Genomic DNA, 17,850 nt, shown 5'->3' on the forward strand with positions numbered 1-17,850 from the left:
GCCTTCAGGAGCGATCGGCCTCCCCCAGAAACGTATTTCTCGTATGTCACACCTTAGAGACTAACCCTTCTCCTTGGTGCAGGAGCAACATACAAGGAGCTCACCGAGGTTACGAGGCCAGCGATAGCGGTTTGTCTGACACTCCGCCATCGCTGGCCTCGTAACCTCGGTGAGCTCCTACAGGGGCGGGTGAATCCCAAAGATGGTTGGCGAATGACTCTCCGCCATCGCGAGCAAGCTCACTCCTACAGGGGGCGTGTTTGCTGCGCGACGGAGTTACAGATTTTGCGTCGTTGTGGGAGTCCGGGTTTACCTCAAAGACTCAACCGCATAGACAGATCCACCGCTTTCACATCCTTGGTCATCGCCCCAATCGAGATGTAATCCACGCCGGTTTCGGCAATTACCAACAACGTATCGTCGTTAATACCGCCGCTGGCCTCCAGTTTCGCCCGGCCGGCATTGAGGCGCACGGCTTCGCGCATGTCGTCGAGGCTGAGTTCGTCGAGCATGACGATGTCGGCCCCGGCGTCCAGCGCCTCGCGTAACTCGTCGAGACTCTCTACTTCGATCTCCACCGGTTTACCCGGCGCGATCTTGTGCGCGGCGGTGATGGCCTGTGCAATGCCGCCACAGGCTGCGATGTGGTTTTCCTTGATCAGGAAGGCGTCGAACAAACCAATGCGGTGGTTGTGGCAACCGCCGCAGGTCACGGCATACTTTTGTGCGAAGCGCAGGCCTGGCAAGGTTTTGCGGGTATCGAGTAATTTGACCTGAGTATTGGCGACGATGTCAGCGTAATGCCGGGCTTTAGTCGCAACTCCTGAGAGCATTTGCAGGAAGTTGAGCGCACTGCGCTCGCCCGTCAGCAGTGAGCGAGCCGGGCCCTCGACATGGAACAGCGCCTGATTGGGCTGCACCCGATCACCGTCCATCACCTGCCAGTGCACCGCGACCCGCGGATCCAGCTGCCGGAATACCGCATCTACCCACGCCGTTCCGGCGATAACCGCAGCGTCCCGGGAGATCACCGTGGCTTTGGCCAGGCGTTCAGCGGGAATCAATTGGGCGGTGATGTCGCCACTGCCGACGTCTTCCAGCAACGCACGACATACGTTGGCTTCGATTTCTGCGGTGAGGGTGGCGAGTTGTAGATTCGGCATGGCGGACTCCATTCAGGTGAGCCGAGTATAAGGCACGTTGCCCACGGAACTCACTGCACCCTATCTACTGCGGGCGTTTGCCAGTCCATGAACGGATGACAGTTGGTCGGTTTTTTACATTTCATTGCGATAGAACGCGTTTTTCGCGGTCTACCTCTGTACGCGTCAATCCGCTAGCCGGAGACGAAATGTAAAGAACAAGACATCTCTGGCAGATCGGATATATTTTAAATGTTGCGACTTGTATTTGACGTCACAGGTTTGACATGTGGCGAAATGAATCGGGGGGTCGCTTCACATGCCAGGGATATGGCCCGGCTTGTGATGGGATCGATGACGTTGCCTGGCAGGTGGCTTGATGCAAAACGACGAGAATGTTGTGCCGTTAACTAAAGCTAATCCCGACCTGGCGTCTCATTCGCCCCTTGCGCGCCTGCCTGTTGTATTGCTGCAGGTTCGTGACAAGGCCGCTCAGCAACTCAAGGAAGCGTTGCAGGAACTGTTCGATAACGCCGACGACACGCTGTTTGACATGGCGGACCGTGCGCAGAGCAATTCCGAACAGAACAATTTCTTTGAAGCCATGCGCGACCTGCGTCTCAAGCGCAAAAGCATCGAGCGCGCGTTTCTCGACAAGTTTTATGACGCCTTCTTGCGCCTGGGCCAGTATCAGGTTTCCGAGCCCGTAATCGCGACGCCGGTGTCATTCGACAAACTGTCACTGGTTCATAACGACGACCTGGAAAAGACTGTGGCCGTCGATGCGATGGTCACCAAGGTGCTCAGCCGTGACGGCACTGCGCTTGCCCAGTTGACCACCCGTCTGAACCAATTGGTCACTCAGCCCCTGACCAACGAAGCCAACCCCATGGGTCCGGCGATGCTGTGTGATTACTTCCTGCAGGCCGGGCGCAGCCTTGGCGTGGGTATCAAGGTCAAGCTGATCGTGCTCAAGCTGTTTGAGAAGTACGTTCTGGCTGACACCGATGATCTGTACAGCGAGGCTAACCAGCTTTTGATCGCTACCGGCATTTTGCCTGAGCTCAAGGCGGTGCCAGCGCGTCGCTCCACTGATCGCAGTGCTCGTCCTGGCCGTAGCGTCGAGTCGTTTGCCGACCCGCTTCTGGCTCAGACTGCAGACAAGCTGGACAAAGGTGTGCAGGACGCTTTCTCTGCACTGCAGGAGCTGTTGTTACAAGTGCGCGGTAATCTCGTGCCGCGTCATGAGGCCAGTGCGGAAGCCCGGCCGATTTCCAGCCAGGACCTGCTGCGTCTCTTGTCGCACATGCAGCAATATGTTCCGTCGTCGGAGATGCCGGAAGACTTCGATCTGCGCAACCAGCTGGAGCAATTGCTGACTCGTGTCAGCGTCAAGAGCGGCAAATTCCGCGTGGTGGGCGTAGGTGACGAAGACGTCATCAACCTGATCGCCATGCTGTTTGAATTCATTCTCGATGACCGCAATCTGCCGCCTTCACTGCGTGCGCTGATCGGCCGTCTGCAAATCCCGATGCTTAAAGTCGCGGTGATCGACAAGAGCTTTTTCAGTCGAGGCAGCCATCCAGCGCGGCGTCTGCTCAACGAAATCGCCTCTGCCGCATTGGGTTGGGGCGGTCGTGATGACTACCAGCGCGACTCGCTGTATGTCCGCGTCGAGCAAATCGTGCAGCGTCTGCTGAATGACTTTGTCGATGATCCGGCGATTTTCTCTGAGCTATTGGTGGATTTTCTCGCTTTCACCAGCGATGAGCGTCGCCGTAGCGAATTGCTTGAACAGCGCACCCGTGATGCCGAAGAAGGCCGTGCGCGCGCCGAGCTGGCCCGTCAGCGGGTGCAGCAGGAGTTGAATCAACGTCTGCTCGGCAAGGTGTTGCCTGAAGTGGTGGTGCGTTTGCTGCAGGAAGCCTGGAGCAAAGTATTGTTGCTGACTTGCCTCAAGCATGGCGATGATTCTCCCGAGTGGGAAGCTGGACTGGCCGCCATGGATGATCTGGTCTGGAGTGTCGAGCTGCATGAAGAGTCTGAAGCCAGGCAGCGTCTGCTGGACCTGGTGCCTGGCTTGCTCAAGGCGCTGCGTGAAGGTTTGACCAGCGCCGCGTTCGATCCGTTTGCGACCAGCGAGTTTTTCAGTCAGCTGGAAGTGTTGCATGTACAGGCGTTTCAGCATTTCTCGCGCGCTCAGGACGATGCGGCCAACGGCTCTTCCGCATCTGCTGAAGCCGAGGAAACGCACGGCCCGGCGATGATTCAGGTGGTCGAAGAGATCGTTTTGATTGCTCCGGGCGAGCAAGTTTTCAACGAGCCGGTTTCGTCGCGTCTGCCGGAAGACGATGCGGGTCTGGCTCAGGTCGACAAGTTGCGTCTGGGCGGCTGGGTAGAAATTCAGGAAGACGAAGAACATAAATTGCGCTGCAAGCTGGCGGCTATCGTCGAGCCAAGCGGTCGTTATGTATTCGTTAACCGCACCGGCATGAAAGTCCTGGAAAAGACCCGTGTGGGTCTGGCCATGGAGTTCCGCCGCGGCACTATCCGCATGCTCGACGACGCGCTGCTGTTTGACCGGGCGCTGGAGTCGGTGATGGGTAACTTGCGCAAGCTCAAGGGCGCGTAAGGCAGAAATGCAACCCTGTAGAAGATTCTGTGTTGGCCTGCCATAGAGTTCTGGTGGGAGCGAATTTATTCGCGAAGGGGCCGGTACATCCGCAGCCTGTGTATTGTTTGAAATACCGCCTTCCCGAATAAATTCGGTCTCACTGGATTGCTCTTCTACATAAACAGCATTCAGGGCATGCCGCACCAGACTCTTCCTACCCAATCCTCATCCATTTACACCCTCCCTATTTTTTTCATAGCGGGCATACTTGTCCCTGTCGATTTATCCGTGCAAGGAACATTCATGCAGCTCGATTGTGCAAGCGGCTGGTGCCATGGCATCCATCACTGCCCATCGCCCAACTTCAATGCGCGCCCTGCGGGTGAAATCTCTTTATTGGTGATTCACAACATCAGTTTGCCGCCTGCCCAGTTCAAGACCGGCAAGGTGCAGGCTTTTTTTCAGAATCAACTGGATGTCACCGAGCATCCGTATTTTGAAGGGATTGCGGATCTGCGCGTGTCAGCGCATTTTCTGATTGAGCGGGACGGGGAGGTGACTCAGTTCGTTTCCTGTCTGGATCGGGCCTGGCACGCAGGCGTATCGGTTTTCGAGGGGCGGGAAACCTGCAACGACTTTTCCGTTGGCATCGAGCTTGAGGGCACTGACGAGCAGCCGTTCACCGATGCGCAATACGCCGCCCTGATTGATTTGACCCGTCAGCTACAGTCAGCGTATCCGGCGATCAGCAGCGCGCGCATTTGTGGCCATAGCGACATAGCACCGGGTCGGAAGACTGATCCGGGGCCGTTTTTTGACTGGTCGCGTTTCAAAGCGGCCTTGCAGGCTTGAAGTGAGGGACAGGTAAATGAGTTTTCTGGTGTTACTGCTGGCGGTCTTGATCGAGAAGTTTTCGGCGCTGCGTGAGCGTGTCCAGCGGGATGGTATCTGGCGGGCTGAACTGGCCAGGCTTGAAGCCAGTCCGCGGATGGCGTCGCACCCCTGGTTGATTCTTGGGCTGAGCGTGTTGCTGCCGGTCCTGCTGGTGGCATTGATTGTGGTGGTACTGGGCTCGGTCGCCAATGGCTGGCTGGCACTGCCGGTGCATCTGCTGGTGTTGATTTACAGCCTGGGGCGTGGCGATCTGATTGCCGCGCTCGGGCCGTTTCGTGATGCTTGCCGCCGCGGAGACGAGCAGGCTGCGGTACATGTTGCCGAGCGCGACATGGGTGTGCTGGCCGACAACAGCGAAGATTTGCTCAAAGGCGTGCAGGGCCACTTGTTATGGCAGGCCTATCAAAGTTTCTTTGCGGTGATTTTCTGGTACTTCCTGCTGGGGCCGGTAGCCGCATTAGCCTACCGCTTGCTGGCCTTGGCTGCCGAGCATGGCAAGACCCCGGGCGTGGCAGAAAACGCTGCACAACTGCGCCATGCCTTCGACTGGATTCCGGTACGTCTGCTGGCGGCAAGCTTCGCGCTGGTGGGTAACTTTGTCGCGGTCACTCGGGTGATGCTGCATGAACTGCTCAACTGGGATATCAGCGCCGCTCAGCTGATTGCCAAAGTCGGCTGCGTGGCCGGTGAAGTTCCTGCTCCGGTGGTGGGGGCGGAAGGCGTCAACAGCCTGGACGTGCTCTGGGAGTTGCTCATCCGCGCCGCGATTGTCTGGTACGCCGGGTTTGCGTTGTGGACGTTGTTGGTTTAACGATTATTTATCGACGGGCTCAAGCCTGTGGGAGCGAATTCATTCGCGAAGAGGCAGGTTCAGACGCTGATAATTTATTGCCTGAAATACCGTATTCGCGAATGAATTCGCTCCCACAGGCAGACCGTTTTCACTCAAGTCCAGGCAAATAACTCTTTAGCATTCAGGGTACTCGCCTCCGCCAATCGCTCAGGCGCAATACCCATCAACCCGGCCAGCGCCGCACAGATATCCGGCAAATGCTCCGGGCTGTTGCGCTGACCCGGATACATGGCGGGGGCCATGTCCGGTGAGTCGGTTTCCAGCACGATGCTGTCCAGCGGCAGATCAGCGATGACCCGGTGCATGCGTAACGCCTGAGGCCAGGTCGCGGCGCCGCCGAGGCCGAGTTTGAAACCCAGTTTGATGTATTCGCGAGCCTCTTCACGACTCCCGGCAAACGCATGAATGATGCCGCTGCGCTTCAGCTTGAAGCGTTTGAGGGTGGCGATCACGTCGGCGTGGCTGCGACGGACATGCAGCAGTGCGGGCAGGTTGAAGTCGGCGGCCAGTTGTAACTGTGCCTCGAAAATCTGCTGCTGACGCTGACGGTCCAGGCTTTCGACGTAGTAATCCAGGCCAATTTCCCCTACCGCACACAACTGCGGATGACCTTGCAGGCGAGTCAGCCAGTCAGCCAGTTGATCGAGATGTTTCGGCTGATGCTCGTCGATGTACACCGGATGCAGGCCGAATGCGGCGTACAGCGAGGGATTCTCCAGCGTCAGGTCCCAGATGCGCTGCCAGTTGCGCTCATACACCCCCAGCACCACCATGCGCTCGACACCGAGCCGTCGGCAGTGGTCGAGAACTGCTGCTCGATCTGCATCGAAATCGCCGAAGTCCAGATGCGTATGGGTGTCAATGAGCGTCACATTCAGTCCTCGTGAATGCGCTGTTTGAAGGTCCGCACGATGGCATGTACACCCGGTTCGTACTGATTTTTTTCAATCGCAGCCAAAGCCAGATCCAGTGCAGCGCTGGCAATCAACTGGTGCTGCTGAGCCATCGCATTGACCGGCAGCGGCAGGAAGTCCAGCAATTGCGTATCACCAAATGTGCCCAGATGAAATTGCGCCGGGTTAACGGCGCGACTTTGCAGCGCATCGAAAACACCCTGCAACAGGACGTATGAGGTAGTGATTAGCGCGTCCGGGAAATCACCCAGCCGCTCAAAAATATCCTGCATCAATTGCTGACCGCATTGCCGGCTGAACGCCTCGCCGTGCTCGATGATCACCGAACCTTCAAAGCCCGCCAGCGCATCCTCGAAACCGCTGGCCCGGGCACGGCTGATGCTCAGCTCGGGTCGGGCGCCAATCAGCGCGATGTGTCGGGGTTTCGTTTGCAACAGGCTACGGGTCAGTTGCAGGCTGGCGTCGTGGTCGTCGCTGACGACTGAGCAAAAGTGTCGGGCGTCCATTTCCCGGTCGATGGCGATGACCGGCATGCCTTTATCCTGCAGCTCGCGATAGCTGTCATCGCTGGCGGGCAGGCAACTGGCAACAAACAGCGCGTCACAGCGACGAGCGCGGAATAGCTGTAGCAGTTGCAGCTCGCTGACGGGGTCGTCGTCGGAGCTGGCGATCAGCAATTGATAGCCGTGCGCCCGAGCGCCCTGTTCCAGCAGTTTGGCGATCCGCGCGTAGCTGGGGTTTTCCAGGTCGGGCAGGATAAATCCCAAGGTGCGGGTGTGGCGGCTGCGCAAGCCTGCGGCCTGAGGGTTGGGGCGAAAGCCGTGCTCTTCAACGACCGCCTGAACGCGCTCGACGGTGGCGTTGCTGATGCGCTGTTGTTCGGCCTTTCCGTTGATCACGTAACTGGCCGTGGTGACGGACACTCCCGCCAGACGTGCAATATCACTGAGCTTCACTCGTGATTCCTTTTGTTATGGATGCCTCATCAGAGAAGATTCTCACCGAAAGCGGCCGATCTGCACAGCAGACCATCGTCCACCCTCAATGTTCTCAGGTTTATTTGCGTTAGCCGGGCTACATTGGACCTCGTGCTCTTCAACCTGCAGAGATAATCGAGTAACGTGCGGCAACTTAGATTAAACGTTTCAGCAACTTTTTTCGTTGCTGTTGTCATAGGCATACCTTTGATCGTTTATCTGTTTCATCACCTAAGCTGTCGATCAAACCGTGATCGTCCTTAAAACAAGAATCAGGCGCGTGCCCGCGCTGTACAGGAGACAGGCATGCTCGAGCTCACTGTTGAGCAAATATCCATGGCCCAGACGGCCGTGGATAAACCCGCCGCTTTGCAACTGCTTGCTGACCTTCTGGTTGCCGATGGCCTGGTTGCCGACGGCTACCTGACCGGTTTGCAGAACCGCGAGAAACAAGGTTCGACCTTCCTCGGTCAGGGCATCGCAATCCCCCACGGAACCCCCGAAACCCGCGACCAGGTCTTTTCCACCGGTGTGCGCCTGATGCAGTTTCCCGAGGGCGTGGATTGGGGCGACGGCCACATGGTCTATCTGGCCATTGGTATCGCTGCCAAATCCGACGAGCATTTACGCCTCTTGCAACTCCTGACGCGTGCCCTTGGCGAAAACGATATTGGCGAAGCCCTGCGTCAGGCCGAGAGCCCTGAAGCGCTGCTCAAACTGTTGCAAGGCGCGCCGCAAGAGCTGGCCCTTGATAGCCAGTTGATCAGCCTTGGAGTTACCGCGGACGATTTCGAGGAACTGGTCTGGCGTGGCGCTCGTTTGCTACGTAAGGCCGATTGTGTCGATAACGGCTTTGCTGCCGTGCTCCAGCAGGTTGAAGCCCTGTCTCTGGGTGATGGCTTGTGGTGGTTGCACAGCGAACAGACTGTCAAACGCCCGGGCCTGGCGTTCGTCACGCCGGACAAACCGATTCGTTATCTTGGCCAGCCGCTCACCGGGTTGTTCTGCCTCGCCAGTCTGGGCGAAGCGCACCAGACGTTGCTTGAGCGTTTGTGCTCCCTGCTGATTGAAGGTCGAGGCCACGAGCTGGGCCAGGCCACCAGCAACCGTGCGGTGCTTGAAGCTCTGGGCGGTGAAGTGCCCGTTGAATGGCCGACACAGCACGTGACGCTGGCTAACGCCCATGGCTTGCATGCGCGTCCGGCGAAGATGCTTGCGCAACTGGCCAAGGAGTTTGAAGGCGATATTCGCGTTCGTGTGCTGGACACCGGCGAGAGTGCGGTCTCCGCCAAAAGCTTGAGCAAGCTGCTGAGCCTGGGCGCGCGCCGTGGCCAGGTGCTGGAGTTCATTGCCGAGCCGAGTGTCGCCGCCGATGCGCTGCCTGCTTTGTTGGCTGCCGTCGAGCAAGGTCTGGGCGAAGAAGTCGAACCGCTACCGACCGCAACTTCGCCGACACCGGCTGTCGCGGTCGTCGCTCCGGAAACACCAGCGCCGCTGGATGGTGCTCAAATCACTGCGGTCCCGGCGTCGCCGGGCATCGCCATAGGCCCAGCGCATATTCAGGTGTTGCAAGCCTTTGATTACCCGCTGCAGGGCGAGTCGGCGGCCATCGAGCGCGAGCGTCTGGAGAAAGCCCTGACCGAAGTGCGTCAGGACATTCAGGGTCTTATTGAGCGCAGCAAGGCCAAGGCGATTCGCGAGATTTTCATCACACACGTCGAAATGCTCGATGACCCTGAGTTGATCAACGAAGTCATCTTGCGTCTCAAGCAGGGCGAAAGCGCTGCGGCGGCTTGGGACAATGTGATCGACAGCGCGGCGCGTCAGCAAGAACAACTGCAGGACGTGCTTCTGGCTGAGCGGGCAGCGGATTTGCGCGACGTTGGCCGTCGCGTACTGGCACAGATTTGCGGTATCGAAAACGTCGCTGCCCCGGACGAACCCTACATTCTGGTGATGGACGAAGTCGGCCCCTCTGATGTGGCGCGACTGGATCCCGCTCAAGTGGCTGGCATCCTGACTGCGCGTGGCGGTGCCACGGCGCACAGCGCGATTGTGGCCCGTGCCTTGGGCATCCCTGCGCTGGTAGGTGCCGGTGATGGCGTGCTGTTGCTCAAGCCGGGAACGGTGCTGTTGCTCGACGGCCAGAAAGGTCGTCTGACTGTCGCGCCAGATGCCGAGACGCTGCAGCGCGCCGCTGAAGATCGCGACAACCGCGAACAGCGTCTGCAAGCCGCTGCTGCCAAACGCATGGAGCCTGCACTGACTGTTGACGGTCATGCGGTTGAAGTGTTCGCCAATATTGGCGACAGCGCCGGTACGCCGGCTGCGGTAGAGCAGGGTGCGGAAGGCATCGGGCTGTTGCGCACCGAGTTGCTGTTCATGGCTCACTCGCAGGCACCGGACGAGGCCACTCAGGAAGCTGAATACCGCCGCGTCCTGGACGACCTGCAAGGCCGCCCGTTGGTGGTTCGTACGCTGGACGTCGGTGGCGATAAACCACTGCCTTACTGGCCCATCGACAAAGAAGAAAACCCGTTCCTCGGTGTGCGCGGCATTCGTCTGACCCTGCAACGTCCGCAGGTCATGGAAAGCCAGCTGCGCGCCTTGTTGCGCGCTGCTGACAATCGTCCGCTGCGCATCATGTTCCCTATGGTCGGCACCGTTGAAGAATGGCGTCAGGCACGGGACATGACGCTGCGTCTTCGGGAAGAAATCCCGGTTGCGGACTTGCAGATCGGCATCATGATCGAAGTGCCGTCGGCCGCGTTGCTTGCCCCCGTGCTGGCCAAAGAAGTGGACTTCTTCAGTGTCGGCACCAACGACCTGACCCAATACACCATGGCCATCGACCGCGGTCACCCGACCCTGTCTGCGCAGGCTGACGGCCTGCACCCTGCGGTGTTGCAACTGATCGACATCACCGTGCGTGCGGCCCATGCCAATGGCAAGTGGGTTGGTATCTGCGGCGAACTGGCGGCGGATCCGTTGGCAGTGCCGGTGCTGGTCGGCCTTGGCGTGGATGAGTTGAGTGTTTCAGCGCGCAGCATCGGTGAGGTAAAGGCCTGCGTGCGTGAATTGAATTTGAGTACGGTGAAGCAGCTGGCGCAGAACGCGCTGACAGTGGGCAGCGCCGCCGAAGTGCGTGCCCTTGTGGAGGCTTTGTAATGGCCAAGATACTGACCCTGACCATGAACCCCGCGCTGGACCTGACTGTGCAGTTGGGACCGTTGCAGCTCGGGCAAGTCAATCGCAGTGAAGCCATGCTCAGCCATGCGGCGGGTAAAGGTTTGAACGTTGCCCAGGTGTTGGCTGATCTGGGGCATCAAGTAACCGTCGCTGGCTTTCTCGGCGTCGACAATCAGCAACCGTTCGAGGCGTTGTTTACGCGTCGCGGCTTTGTCGATGAGTTCGTTCGCGTGCCGGGGGAAACCCGCAGCAACATCAAGCTGGCGGAGCAGAGTGGACGCATCACCGACCTGAATGGCCCCGGCCCCATGGTCAGTGAGGACGCACAGCAAGCGTTGTATGCCCGTGTTGAGCAGATCGCGACGCAGTTTGATGCCGTCGTGGTTGCGGGCAGTCTGCCGCGCGGTGTCAGCCCGGAATGGCTGCACAAGTTGCTGGTCCGTCTGAAAGATCTTGGTCTGAAAGTCGCCCTGGACAGCAGTGGTCTGGCCTTGCGTGCCGGTCTCGCGGCAGGTCCGTGGTTGATCAAACCCAATACCGAAGAACTGGCCGATGCGCTGGACGCCCCGATCATTTCCATCGCCGCTCAGGCCGAAGCCGCAGCCAGCCTGCGCGCCCGAGGCATTGAGCATGTGGTGATTTCGCAGGGTTCCGAAGGTGTGCATTGGTTCAGCGCCGAGACCGCGTTGCAGTCGTTGCCGCCGAAAGTCACCGTCGCGAGCACGGTAGGTGCCGGGGATTCGCTGCTGGCGGGGATGGTGCACGGTTTGCTTAGCGGCCATCCGGCTCAGCAAACCCTGCGCACTGCTACGGCAATTGCCGCCATGGCGGTAACCCAGATCGGATTTGGCATTACTGATAATGCACAGCTTAAAAAGCTCGAAGGCGGCGTGAACGTTCGCACTTTGGCGGAAAGATAAAGGAACCGGCCACTGCATGGTCGGTTTAGGAGCTGCCGAAGGCTGCGATCAGGTGTGTCAGACACGCCGCTTTCGCAGCCTTCGGCAGCTCCTACAGAATGCATTCCAATCAACTTGGTTATGCGCTGTTTAATAAGAGAGGCCAGGTAATGAAATTAGCCATTGTGACAGCCTGCCCGAACGGCAAGGTCAGCAGCGTTCTCAGTGCGAGGCTGCTGGATGCCGCCGCCCAGCGTATGGGCTGGAGCACCTGCGTCGAGGTCTTTGATCCGCGCAACCCGACACAGGTTTTGTCTGCTCAGGAAATTGCTGACGCCGACTGGATTCTGGTGGTCAACACCGGTGAAGTCGATCTGTCCCGCTTTGTGGGCAAGCGTCTTTTTCAAGACTCTCCCGCTCACGCGCTGCAAAACGTGGACGGTTTCCTGCATCGGGCGTCCGAGCAGGCCAAAGTCTACGAGGCATCTGCTGCCGTAGCGCCTGCAGCGACTGGCGCAGTACCGCTCATCGTTGCGGTTACCGCATGCCCCACGGGCGTTGCGCACACCTTCATGGCCGCTGAGGCCATTCAGCAGGCAGCCAAACGTCTGGGTTATGAGCTTCAGGTTGAGACTCAAGGCTCGGTGGGCGCACGTAATCCTCTGAGTGCCCAGGCGATTGCCGATGCTGACGTGGTGTTGCTGGCGGCCGATATCGAAGTGGCTACCGAGCGCTTTGCGGGCAAACGTATTTACCGCTGCGGCACCGGTATTGCCCTGAAGCAATCCGACGCCACGCTGAAAAAAGCGCTGGCTGAGGGGCAGGTGGAGTCTTCTGGCAGTGCATCGACCGCACCGGCCAAGCAGGAGAAAACCGGTGTCTACAAACACTTGCTGACGGGTGTGTCGTACATGCTGCCGATGGTGGTGGCGGGCGGTTTGCTGATCGCACTGTCGTTTGTTTTCGGCATTGAAGCTTTCAAGGAGCCAGGCACACTGGCTGCGATTCTGAAACAGGTGGGTGACGCTGCCTTTACGTTGATGGTGCCGCTGCTGGCCGGGTACATCGCCTACTCCATCGCCGATCGTCCAGGCTTGGCCCCGGGCATGATCGGTGGTCTGTTGGCGAGCACCCTGGGCGCAGGTTTCATTGGCGGGATCGCAGCGGGTTTCATCGCGGGCTATAGCGCCTGGGCGATAAATCGCTACGTGCGTTTACCTGCCAGCGTTGAGGCGCTCAAACCGATTCTGATTATTCCGTTGCTGGCCAGTCTGATCACCGGCCTGCTGATGATTTACGCCGTGGGCGGGCCTGTCGCAGGGCTGCTGGAAAGCCTGACGGTATTCCTCAACAGCATGGGCACCACCAACGCCATTCTGTTGGGCGTGTTACTCGGGGCGATGATGTGTGTCGATCTGGGTGGCCCGATCAACAAAGCGTCCTATGCCTTCTCGGTAGGGTTGCTGGCGTCCCAGAGCTACGCGCCTATGGCGGCTGCGATGGCTGCGGGCATGGTTCCGCCGATTGGCATGGGCATCGCCAGCTTCATCGCCCGCCATAAATTCGCCCAGAGCGAGCGGGAAGCGGGCAAGGCCGCGTTTGTTCTGGGGCTATGCTTCATCTCTGAAGGCGCGATTCCATTTGCTGCGAAAGATCCGCTGCGGGTGATTCCGGCGAGTATTGCCGGTGGCGCGCTGACCGGTGCGTTGTCGATGTACTTCGGCTGCAAGCTGATGGCTCCGCATGGCGGCCTGTTCGTGATGTTGATCCCGAATGCCATTAATCATGCGCTGCTGTATCTGGTAGCAATTGTCGCGGGCAGCGTGGTCACAGGCGTCACGTACGCGTTGCTCAAGCGTCCGGAAGTGGCTGAGATGGAGGTTGCGCCAGCCAATGCATGATGTGCTGGCCTCTCTGGCCTCTTCGCGAATGAATTCGCTCCCACAGGTAAACCGCATACCTCCTGTGGGAGCGAATTCATTCGCGAAAGCTGCATCTCTGGCGACGAAATTCCCGCGCTGTCACAAATGCCCAATCTTGCACTGCTAGCTTTCCCCTTTACCTTCAACAAGGGGACCCTCCATGACTCAGTTCGACCCGACACGTCGCCGCATCATTCAGGCAGCTGGCGCAGGCTTGCTTTTGCCCGGTCTGGCTCCAGCCGTTATCGCTTCGATTCAGGACCGGCCGAAAATCACCGACGGGGTGCAGTCCGGTGACGTGTTGGGTGATCGGGCGATGGTCTGGAGTCGCAGTGATCGACCGTCGCGCATGGTCGTGGAGTGGGACACCCGCAGCATGTTCACCAACCCGCGTCGTGCGGTCTCAGCCCTCGCTGACCAACGCACCGATTTCACCGCGCGAGTCGAGCTGAGCGGTTTGCCGACCGATCAGGCGATTTTCTACCGGGTAATGTTTGAAGATGCGCAATCAGGCGTGACCAGTGAACCCTGGTTCGGCCATCTGCGCAGCGTCCCGCAACAGCGTCGGGACCTGAGGTTTGTCTGGAGCGGCGACACGGTCGGCCAGGGTTTCGGCATCAACCCGGACATAGGCGGCATGCGTATCTATGAAGCCATGCGTCTGCGTCTGCCGGATTTCTTTATCCACAGCGGCGACACCATCTATGCGGACGGCCCGGTTCCGGCGCAGATCGTCGCGGAAGACGGACGCATCTGGCGCAACCTCACCACCGAAGCCAAGAGCAAGGTCGCGGAAACCCTCGACGAGTATCGCGGTGCTTATCGCTATAACCTGATGGATGAGAACCTGCGCCGCTTCAACGCGGAAGTGCCGCAAATCTGGCAATGGGACGACCACGAAGTGACCAATAACTGGTCGTCGAGCAAACAGCTGGATGATCGCTACAAGGTCAAGGACATCCAGTTGCTGGCTTCCCGTGGCCGACAGGCGTTTCTGGAATATGCGCCCATGCGTTTGCAGGAAGCGGATAACGGCGGGCGCATCTATCGCAAGATGAGTTACGGGCCGATGCTGGATGTGTTCGTGCTGGACATGCGCAGTTATCGGGACGGCAACGATTCAAACCTGGCGGATAAACCGGGGCCTACCACGGCTTTCCTGGGGCGTACGCAGCTGGACTGGCTGAAAAGCGGGCTCAAGAACTCCACCGCACAATGGAAAGTTATCGCAGCCGATATGCCGATTGGTCTGGGCGTACCGGATGGCGAAGTCAGCCCTGGCGTCGCGCGCTGGGAAGCCATCGCCAACGGCCAGGACGGCCCTGCGGCTGGACGCGAGCTGGAGGTCGCCGAGTTGTTGACCTATCTGCGCGCACAGAAAATCCGCGACTGCGTGTGGCTGACCGCCGATGTGCATTACTGCGCGGCGCATCACTACCAACCGGATCGGGCTGTGTTTCAGGACTTCGACCCGTTCTGGGAATTTGTTGCCGGGCCGTTGAACGCTGGCAGCTTTGGCCCTAACGCGCTGGACAAGACCTTCGGCCCTGAACTGGTCTTCCAAAAGGCCCCGCCTGCGCAAAATACCTCTCCATTTGCCGGTTTCCAGTTTTTTGGTGAAGTGAACATCGACGGCCAAAGCTCGGAGATGACCGTGACCTTGCGGGATCTGGACGGGGTGTCGGTGTTCGAGAAGAAACTGGTGCCAGCTCGGGATGCATGAAGTTAAGCAGCATCTGGATCTGTAATGAAATCTTCTGTGGGAGCCCGGCTTGCCGGCGATAAGGCCGGGCGCGATCTAAAAGTGAACCGCATCCAGCCTTATCGCCGGCAAGCCTGGCTCCCACAGGATTTGTGTCGCACATCGACTTTTGGGCAGGCACACAATCACCGTGTTTGGGTTTTGTCCGGAGCCCAGCCAGAAATTCCCTGTAACGTTCTCGTCTATGCTGGCTTATCATTAGCCACCTAACGACGGGGCAGGGTTCGACGATGCTGGACATTTTCTATCAGACCCTGGCCATCACCGCGCCGGTTTTCGCCATGCTGTTCCTGGGTGTGCTGCTCAAGCGCATCAACTGGATTGACGACAATTTCATCATGACTGCGTCGAGTCTGGTGTTTAACGTGACGATGCCCGCGCTGTTGTTTCTCGGCATTATCCACGCTGATCTGCGTGAAGCGTTGCAGCCCTCGCTGCTGGTCTTTTTCACCATCATCACTCTGGCCGGTTTCGCCTTTGCGTGGACCTGGGCGATCTGGCGCGTGCCGCTGGCAGACCGTGGCGTTTTTGTTCAGGGCGCCTTTCGTGGTAATAACGGCGTGATCGGCCTGGCGCTGGCTGCCAGCATGTACGGCGATTACGGTATCTCTCTGGGGGCGATTCTCGCCGCCCTGGTCATTCTGTTCTACAACGCGCTCTCGACCATCGTGCTCGCGGTCTACAGCCCGGTGATCAAATCCGACCCGTGGAGCCTGTTCAAAAGCGTGCTGGGCAACCCGCTAATCATCAGCATCATGCTTGCCTCGCCGTTCGCCTACTTCAAGATCGGCCTGCCGCACTGGATCGAGACGTCGGGCAATTACCTCGCGCAGATGACTCTGCCACTGGCGCTGATCTGTATCGGCGGCACGCTGTCGCTGAGTTCGCTGCATCAGAGTGGCAAGCTGGCCGTCAGCGCCAGCGTTATGAAAATGGTCACTTTGCCGGTGCTGTCTACGCTGGCAGCCTGGCTGTGTGGTTTTCGCGGTCCGGAGTTGGGGATTCTGTTCCTGTACTTCGCCAGCCCGACCGCTGCGTCCAGCTATGTCATGGCCCGGGCGGCCAATGGCAATCACGTGCTGGCGGCCGCGATCATCGTGATCACAACGCTGGCGGCCGCAGTGACCACCAATGTCGGGATTTTTATCCTGCAATGGGGCGGCTGGATCTAGTGCTGACGTCGCCACGCCCGGATGGTGTTGAAGGTAATCATCACTGCGAACACCGGCAGAACAAATTGCACCATCAGTCGCTCCAGTTTATCGGCGAGCGGCATGCCGGTGGTGAACGACACAATGTGCAACCCATACGCCAGATACAGCGACAGCAGAATTAGCCCTTCAATCCGGGTGATCCTGTAACCTGAGTAGAACAGCGGCATGCACAGCGCCGCTACCCCGAGCATCACGGGTAAGTCAAAATCCAGCGCATTGGGTGAAACAGAAAGTGGTGCTGGTGCGATCAACGCGGTGATGCCCAGCACGCCCAGCAGATTGAACAGGTTGCTGCCAATCACGTTGCCCACGGCGATGTCACGCTCGCCACGGAGCGCCGCGATTAACGAAGTGGTCAGGGCGGGCAGGGACGTACTGACTGCGATCACCGTCAAGCCGACCACCCGTTCGGACAAACCAAGGTCTATCGCGATCACCACCGATGCTGCCACCAGCAGATGACTGCCCAGTACGACGCAGGCGATGCCGGTAAACAACGCTCCGAGACGCAGCAGCACCTGGCCGGTTTTGCGCGAATGCTCCGATCCGCTTGACTGGCGATAGGCAAAGCGTTGCCCGGATTGGCGCAAAACGATCAGCAGGTAGGCCAGCAAACCCAGTAATAGAATCGCGCCATCGAGCGCGCCCAGCACGCCGTTCCAGGAAAGGGCCAGCACCAGTGCGCTGGCGACAACCATCAACGGGATCTCCAGGCGCACCAACTGCCGGGTAACCCGCAGCGGAATGATCAAGGCGCACAGCCCAAGGGTGACCAGTACATTGAAGATGTTGCTGCCCACCACGCTGCCCACGGCGATGTCGGCGCTGGAAGTAAAGGCTGCTTGCAGGCCGACTGCCATTTGCGGCGCGCTGCTACCCAGCGCGACAAATGTCAGACCGATGAACAAGGGGCGCACGCCGAGGGTGGTTGCCACACTCACCGCGGCACGCACTGAGAGTTCGGCTCCGATCAACAGCAACAGCATGCCGCATATCCACTGAAGGACATCGGGAAACGGCAGGGATGAGAGTTCGAGAATTCGGGGCGTCCTTAGTCGCTCAGACTTTGTACACGCACGGGCGCGGTGCCACTGCGCAGCATACCGATTTGCTCGGCTGCAGCACGTGACAAATCAATCAATCGACCACGGGTGTGAGGACCGCGATCATTGATCCGGACGATCACGCTTTTGTCGTTATCCAGATTGGTGACTCTGACCCGGGTACCAAAGGGCAACTGGCGATGGGCCGCAGTGAGTCCATTCTGGTCAAAGGGTTCGCCGCTGGCGGTACGCTTGCCGTGATGCCGGGCGCCGTAATAGGAGGCGTTGCCGGTTTCGTTGTAACCGCGAGCATCGATGGTCTGATCCTGGGTGGCGCAGCCAACCAGAAAGGTGAACAGAGCTGTGGTGCCGAGAAGCCGCAGCATGGGGTGCGATCCTTGAGCAAGGTCGATGAGTGAGCACTGTG

13 protein-coding genes are annotated in these 17,850 nt (G+C 58.9%); 8 read left to right on the plus strand and 5 right to left on the minus strand.

Annotated elements, in window-relative coordinates:
• Positions 1-314 precede the first annotated feature (314 nt).
• Positions 315-1,163 (minus strand): carboxylating nicotinate-nucleotide diphosphorylase, encoded by an 849-nt coding sequence (nadC, locus tag KDX30_RS05045; RefSeq protein WP_231675174.1) that lies wholly within the window; start codon positions 1,161-1,163, stop codon positions 315-317.
• 358 nt (positions 1,164-1,521) lie between these two features.
• Here nadC and KDX30_RS05050 point away from each other — a divergent pair, with 358 nt between their 5' ends.
• The 3 genes from KDX30_RS05050 to ampE all read left to right on the plus strand — a co-directional run bounded on the left by KDX30_RS05050 (position 1,522) and on the right by ampE (position 5,461).
• Positions 1,522-3,774 carry a DUF1631 domain-containing protein gene (locus KDX30_RS05050; protein WP_231675175.1) on the plus strand — a complete coding sequence of 751 codons (2,253 nt, stop codon included), beginning with the start codon at positions 1,522-1,524 and terminating at the stop codon, positions 3,772-3,774.
• A 285-nt stretch (positions 3,775-4,059) separates the two neighbouring features.
• A complete protein-coding gene (gene ampD / locus KDX30_RS05055) occupies positions 4,060-4,608 on the plus strand; it encodes a 1,6-anhydro-N-acetylmuramyl-L-alanine amidase AmpD (protein ID WP_027902203.1) in 549 nt (182 codons plus the stop codon).
• 16 nt (positions 4,609-4,624) lie between these two features.
• Positions 4,625-5,461, plus strand: coding sequence for a regulatory signaling modulator protein AmpE (gene ampE, locus KDX30_RS05060; protein WP_099270982.1), 837 nt, complete (start codon positions 4,625-4,627; stop codon positions 5,459-5,461).
• A 134-nt stretch (positions 5,462-5,595) separates the two neighbouring features.
• On the opposite strand, the gene KDX30_RS05065 is transcribed toward ampE, so the two are convergent.
• Together KDX30_RS05065 and cra are read right to left on the minus strand one after the other, a co-directional pair.
• Complete coding sequence (locus KDX30_RS05065; protein ID WP_231675240.1) at positions 5,596-6,381, minus strand: TatD family hydrolase; 786 nt, start codon at positions 6,379-6,381, stop codon at positions 5,596-5,598.
• Entirely contained in the window at positions 6,378-7,373 is a 996-nt protein-coding gene (cra, locus tag KDX30_RS05070; protein ID WP_099270980.1) for a catabolite repressor/activator, read from the minus strand. The genes KDX30_RS05065 and cra overlap by 4 nt, the downstream gene beginning before the upstream one ends.
• A 327-nt stretch (positions 7,374-7,700) precedes the next feature.
• Here cra and ptsP point away from each other — a divergent pair, with 327 nt between their 5' ends.
• From ptsP to KDX30_RS05095, 5 genes are all read left to right on the plus strand, one after another.
• A complete protein-coding gene (gene ptsP / locus KDX30_RS05075; RefSeq protein ID WP_231675176.1) occupies positions 7,701-10,562 on the plus strand; it encodes a phosphoenolpyruvate--protein phosphotransferase in 2,862 nt (953 codons plus the stop codon).
• The gene (gene pfkB / locus KDX30_RS05080; protein WP_027902208.1) at positions 10,562-11,503 is read left to right on the plus strand and encodes a 1-phosphofructokinase; all 942 of its coding nucleotides are present in this window, start codon (positions 10,562-10,564) and stop codon (positions 11,501-11,503) included. The genes ptsP and pfkB overlap by 1 nt, the downstream gene beginning before the upstream one ends.
• Positions 11,504-11,652: 149 nt before the next feature.
• Positions 11,653-13,383 carry a PTS fructose-like transporter subunit IIB gene (locus KDX30_RS05085; RefSeq protein WP_231675177.1) on the plus strand — a complete coding sequence of 577 codons (1,731 nt, stop codon included), beginning with the start codon at positions 11,653-11,655 and terminating at the stop codon, positions 13,381-13,383.
• A gap of 181 nt (positions 13,384-13,564) precedes the next feature.
• Positions 13,565-15,127, plus strand: a complete 1,563-nt coding sequence (locus KDX30_RS05090) for an alkaline phosphatase D family protein (RefSeq protein WP_231675178.1) — start codon at positions 13,565-13,567, stop codon at positions 15,125-15,127.
• Between the two features lie 269 nt (positions 15,128-15,396).
• The gene (locus KDX30_RS05095; protein WP_231675179.1) at positions 15,397-16,338 is read left to right on the plus strand and encodes an AEC family transporter; all 942 of its coding nucleotides are present in this window, start codon (positions 15,397-15,399) and stop codon (positions 16,336-16,338) included.
• Here the strand turns inward: KDX30_RS05095 and KDX30_RS05100 are convergent.
• A complete protein-coding gene (locus KDX30_RS05100) occupies positions 16,335-17,366 on the minus strand; it encodes a calcium/sodium antiporter (protein ID WP_231675180.1) in 1,032 nt (343 codons plus the stop codon). The two genes, KDX30_RS05095 and KDX30_RS05100, sit on opposite strands and share 4 nt — an antisense overlap.
• 65 nt (positions 17,367-17,431) lie before the next feature.
• Positions 17,432-17,809, minus strand: a complete 378-nt coding sequence (locus tag KDX30_RS05105) for a septal ring lytic transglycosylase RlpA family protein (RefSeq protein WP_231675181.1) — start codon at positions 17,807-17,809, stop codon at positions 17,432-17,434.
• Positions 17,810-17,850 lie beyond the last annotated feature (41 nt).

Source organism: Pseudomonas quasicaspiana, assembly GCF_021147825.1.
Taxonomy (GTDB): domain Bacteria; phylum Pseudomonadota; class Gammaproteobacteria; order Pseudomonadales; family Pseudomonadaceae; genus Aquipseudomonas; species Aquipseudomonas quasicaspiana.

What these genes read in the sequence shown, in the direction of transcription:
- KDX30_RS05100 (WP_231675180.1), bottom strand. Translation starts at nt 17,366, where the DNA reads ATGCTGTTGCTGTTGATCGGAGCCGAACTCTCAGTGCGTGCCGCGGTG.
- ampD (WP_027902203.1), top strand. Translation starts at nt 4,060, where the DNA reads ATGCAGCTCGATTGTGCAAGCGGCTGGTGCCATGGCATCCATCACTGC.
- ampE (WP_099270982.1), top strand. Translation starts at nt 4,625, where the DNA reads ATGAGTTTTCTGGTGTTACTGCTGGCGGTCTTGATCGAGAAGTTTTCG.
- ptsP (WP_231675176.1), top strand. Translation starts at nt 7,701, where the DNA reads ATGCTCGAGCTCACTGTTGAGCAAATATCCATGGCCCAGACGGCCGTG.
- KDX30_RS05095 (WP_231675179.1), top strand. Translation starts at nt 15,397, where the DNA reads ATGCTGGACATTTTCTATCAGACCCTGGCCATCACCGCGCCGGTTTTC.
- KDX30_RS05105 (WP_231675181.1), bottom strand. Translation starts at nt 17,809, where the DNA reads ATGCTGCGGCTTCTCGGCACCACAGCTCTGTTCACCTTTCTGGTTGGC.
- KDX30_RS05085 (WP_231675177.1), top strand. Translation starts at nt 11,653, where the DNA reads ATGAAATTAGCCATTGTGACAGCCTGCCCGAACGGCAAGGTCAGCAGC.
- nadC (WP_231675174.1), bottom strand. Translation starts at nt 1,163, where the DNA reads ATGCCGAATCTACAACTCGCCACCCTCACCGCAGAAATCGAAGCCAAC.
- pfkB (WP_027902208.1), top strand. Translation starts at nt 10,562, where the DNA reads ATGGCCAAGATACTGACCCTGACCATGAACCCCGCGCTGGACCTGACT.
- KDX30_RS05050 (WP_231675175.1), top strand. Translation starts at nt 1,522, where the DNA reads ATGCAAAACGACGAGAATGTTGTGCCGTTAACTAAAGCTAATCCCGAC.
- KDX30_RS05090 (WP_231675178.1), top strand. Translation starts at nt 13,565, where the DNA reads ATGACTCAGTTCGACCCGACACGTCGCCGCATCATTCAGGCAGCTGGC.